Source organism: Polaromonas sp. P1_G4, assembly GCF_056405475.1.
Window position 1 is genome coordinate 1 of sequence record NZ_JBFUCA010000412.1, and the last position, 3,938, is coordinate 3,938.

At 64.5% G+C, this 3,938-nt stretch carries 4 protein-coding genes and 1 pseudogene; 1 reads left to right on the top strand and 4 read right to left on the bottom strand.

Features of this window, described 5'->3' with window-relative positions:
- Positions 1 to 89 (top strand): annotated as a pseudogene (locus AC1D1X_RS17640) (glycine zipper 2TM domain-containing protein); the annotation flags it as partial.
- Positions 90 to 178: 89 nt separating this feature from the next.
- Here the strand turns inward: AC1D1X_RS17640 and AC1D1X_RS17645 are convergent.
- The 4 genes from AC1D1X_RS17645 to AC1D1X_RS17660 all read right to left on the bottom strand — a co-directional run.
- Entirely contained in the window at positions 179 to 1,276 is a 1,098-nt protein-coding gene (locus AC1D1X_RS17645) for a VWA domain-containing protein (RefSeq protein ID WP_477669720.1), read from the bottom strand.
- Between the two features lie 21 nt (positions 1,277 to 1,297).
- Positions 1,298 to 2,248 (bottom strand): DUF58 domain-containing protein, encoded by a 951-nt coding sequence (locus AC1D1X_RS17650; RefSeq protein ID WP_477698776.1) that lies wholly within the window; start codon positions 2,246 to 2,248, stop codon positions 1,298 to 1,300.
- A 114-nt stretch (positions 2,249 to 2,362) separates the two neighbouring features.
- Positions 2,363 to 3,385 carry an AAA family ATPase gene (locus tag AC1D1X_RS17655; protein ID WP_477669718.1) on the bottom strand — a complete coding sequence of 341 codons (1,023 nt, stop codon included), beginning with the start codon at positions 3,383 to 3,385 and terminating at the stop codon, positions 2,363 to 2,365.
- A gap of 21 nt (positions 3,386 to 3,406) precedes the next feature.
- Positions 3,407 to 3,938, bottom strand: a 532-nt coding sequence (locus tag AC1D1X_RS17660) for a S1C family serine protease (RefSeq protein WP_477698777.1), incomplete at its 5' end; no start/stop codon positions are given.

Genomic DNA, 3,938 nt, shown 5'->3' on the forward strand with positions numbered 1-3,938 from the left:
CTCTTACGGGTGGCAGTGCCTTGGGGACTGTAGGCGGCGCCGCGGTCGGCGGTGTGATAGGGCATGAGGTCACCAAACCGAAGAGGTAAGTTAAGTCCTGGATGCGGTGGCTCGCTTGCACGTCAGATGCAAGTGGCGCCGCTTCCCTGTTTCCCCTCCGAGGGAACGCCCGGAGCCTTCAAAGAATCCGGTTAAACCACAGCAGCGACAAGCTGGCAGACACTAGTGCCAGCACGGCGGCAAACAGCGCCAGCAACCCCGAGACCTCGGTTTCCTTTTTCTCAATCGCCAGGCGCGAACTGAGGGTTTCATACACCTTCTTCAGGTCGGCCGCCGTACCTGCGTAAAAGTACTCGGCCTGTGTTGCCCGGGCAATGCCTTTGAGGGTTTCCTCGTCGAGCTTGACGCGCATGGACCAGCCTTCAAAGCCAATCGTTTCGCCATCCACCGTGCCCACCCCGACGGTGTAGATGCGAACGCCGCGGTCTGCTGCGAGCTTGGCGGCGTCGATGGAATCCACACCCGTGGTGCGCTGGCCGTCGGTCAGCAGGATGATGGCGGCCGAGGTATAGGAGCCGGGAGCGACGGGGGTGAATTCTTTCTTCGCGTTCTTGTCGGGGTTCAGGGCCTGGTCCAGCGATGTGCCGCGGGGCTTTTCCCTTCCGTACTGCATGGAGGCGATGTCGATGCCTGCGTCGGGGAACAGTTCGGCCAGCGACACGACAATGCCGTTGCCGATGGCGGTGCCGCGCTGCAGCTGGAATTTGTCAATGGCTGCCGTCAGGTCTTCGCGGCTGAGGGTAGGCTGTTGCACGACGGCAGCGGTGCCGGCAAACGCGACGATGCCGACGCGTACATTGCGCGGCAGGTCGGCCAGGAAAGCCTTGGCAGCGTTCTGGGCGGCGACCAGGCGGTTGGGCTGCACGTCGGTGGCGCGCATGCTGCCTGAGACGTCCATGGCGAGGATGATGGTTTCGCGCTGCGAGGGAAGGCTGATCACGGCAAAGGGGCGTGACGCCGCCACCAGCATGGCGGCGACGGATAGCAGAAACAGCAGGGGCGGAACATGCCGGCGAAAGCTTTGGCCGCGGCCCATGGCTTCGCGCACGATGGAGAGGCTGGCGTAGCGCAGCGCCATTTTTTTCTTGCGGCGCAGCAGCCACACATACACGGCCACCAGCAGGGGAATGGCCAGCAGCAGCCACAAAAATTCCGGCCAGAGGAAAGTCGGCAGGGGAAGCTTTGACATGAAAGAGGTCAACCAGCTGAAGTTCATGGATGTTCCTTGGCGGCTTCTTCAGGCGGCGTGTTTCAGGTGGGCCGGCAGCTTGCCGCCTGCTGCGTTGGCGCCTGATGTACGGCTGCGCCGTTTGCGGAGCTCGGTAAACCGCAGGATGGCGTCAACCAGGTTGTCGTCGGTGGAAAGCTCCAGCGTGTCCACGCCGGCACGCGCCAGCGACTGGCGCAGCTCGGCCTCGCGCTGGGCGGCGATGCGTGCAAAGCGTTTGCGAAAGCCCGCGTCGTGGGTATCGACCAGCAGTTGCTCGCCGGTTTCGACGTCGCGGATGGGAATGAGGCCCAGGTCGGGCAAGTCCAGCTCCAGCGGGTCGAGCAGGCGCACGGCGACCACTTCATGCCGGCGGGCGAGTTGGCCCAGCGGCTTTTCCCAGCCGGGTTCGCTGATGAAGTCGGACACCACAAACACGGTGGAGCGCCTGCGTATGAAGCTGGCCGCGGACTCGAGCAACTCGTGCAGGCGTGTAGGGCCGAGGTCTGTGGTTTCGGGCCGGGCCTGCAGGRTGTGCAGCAAATGCAGCACGTGGTGGCGGCCGCCGCGTGCGGGAATCACGGCATCAACGCCGGAGCCATAGAGCATGGCGCCCACGCGGTTGCCGTGGCGCGTCAGCATGCGGGCCAGCACGGCGACAAATTCAGCGGACACATTGCGCTTGCGCAGCTCGCTGGAGCCAAAGTCCATCGAGGGGCTCAGGTCCAGCAGGAACCAGGCGCTCATTTCGCGGTCTTCGGTAAACACGCGCACATGGGGTTGCTCGAGCCGGGCAGTGACGTTCCAGTCGATGTGACGCACGTCGTCGTGGTGCTGGTATTCACGCAGGTCGGCCAGGTCCATGCCGGTGCCGCGCAGCAAGGTGCGGTAGTCGCCCTGCAGCAGGCCGTCGAGCCGGCGCAGCACGGTCCACTCCAGCCGGCGCAGCAACTGCTCTGCGTTGGATGAAGGTGCGCTCATGGCGATCCTCCGAAACCAGCATGAGCCGCGGAACCGGCTTTGCCGGGCCGCAGGCGGGCGGCCCCCTCGGGGGGCAGCGACCCGCGAAGCGGCGGAGCGTGGGGGCTCACATTTCTAGGCGGCGAGTTTTTCATGCTCTAGTGGTTTTGCTGGAGGCGGGATTTTGGCCATGATCTTCGCGACGAGGCCGTCGGCCGACAACCCTTCAGACAGCGCCTCGTAGGACAGCACCAGCCGGTGGCGCAGCACGTCGGGCACCAGGTCGGTCATGTCTTCGGGCAGGGCGTAGCTGCGTCCGCGCAACATGGCCAGCGCGCGGGCGCCTTCAGTCAGGTTGATGGTGGCGCGCGGGCTGGCACCGAAGGTGATGAAGCGCTGCAAATCCTTGAGGCCATGCTTGGTCGGGTTACGTGTGGCCGAGACCAGGCGCACGGCGTACTGCACCAGCGAGGGGTCGACGTAGATGCGGCGGCATTCGGCCTGCAGCGCGGCCAGCTGTTCGGTGGTGGCGACAGCGCTTACGGCGACGGCCGGGCCGGTGACGCGCTGGACGATGACGAATTCTTCTTCGTCGGTCGGGTAGTCCACCAGCACCTTCATCATGAAGCGGTCGACCTGCGCTTCGGGTAGCGGGTAGGTGCCTTCGGTTTCAATCGGGTTTTGCGTGGCCATGACGAGGAAGGGTTCGGGCACCTTGTGGGTGATGCCGGCAATCGTGACCTGGCGCTCCTGCATCACTTCCAGCAGCGCGCTCTGCACCTTGGCGGGCGCGCGGTTGATTTCATCGGCCAGCAACAGGTTGGTAAACACCGGCCCGAGCGAGGTGGTGAACTCGCCGGTTTTCTGGTTGTAGATGCGTGTGCCCACCAGATCGGCCGGTACCAGGTCGGGTGTGAACTGGATGCGCTTGAAGTTGCCCTGCACAGTGTTGGCCAGCGTCTTGATGGTCAGCGTCTTGGCCAGGCCGGGAACGCCTTCCACCAGCAAATGGCCCTGCGCCAGGATGGCGACCATGACGCGTTCAAGAAAGCGGTCTTGCCCCACCACCACGCGTTTGACTTCATACAGGATCTGCTCCATCAGCAGCGCGGTGGCGTCATGGCCGGTGGCGGAATGTTCGGGCGTGTGCTGTTCCATGCGTCGATGTCCTTAAAGTCTTCAGAAGGGGGGCATGCCGGCGGCCGAGGCCGCGTTTTCAATCGGCACCGCAAAACCGATGCCGACAAACGTGCGTTGCTGGTTGGGGTTGAAGATGGCGGTCACGATGCCGACCACTTCGCCGTCCATGGTGACCAGCGGCCCGCCGGAGTTGCCGGGGTTGGCGGCGGCGTCGAACTGGATCAGGTTGCTCATCATCTGTTTGCCTTCGGGCGAGCGGAAGTTGCGCTTGAGGCCGGAGATCACGCCCTGCGAGGCCGAGGGGCCTATGCCGAAGGGGTAGCCCACGGCCATGACCTGGTCGCCGGGGGCCAGGTCGGCGGTGGAGCGCATGGTGGCGGCAATCAGGTCGTCGGGGATCTTGTGGGCCTGCAGCACGGCCAGGTCGTTCTCGGGCTRCACGCCGGTGATGCTGGCGGTGGATTCGAGGCCGTCTGCGAATGTGACCTTGATGGTTGTTGCGCCCTGCACCACGTGCAGGTTGGTCAGGATGATGCCCTTGTCGACGATGACCACGCCGGTGCCCACGCTG

What these genes read in the sequence shown, in the direction of transcription:
- AC1D1X_RS17645 (WP_477669720.1), bottom strand. Translation starts at nt 1,276, where the DNA reads ATGAACTTCAGCTGGTTGACCTCTTTCATGTCAAAGCTTCCCCTGCCG.
- AC1D1X_RS17655 (WP_477669718.1), bottom strand. Translation starts at nt 3,385, where the DNA reads ATGGAACAGCACACGCCCGAACATTCCGCCACCGGCCATGACGCCACC.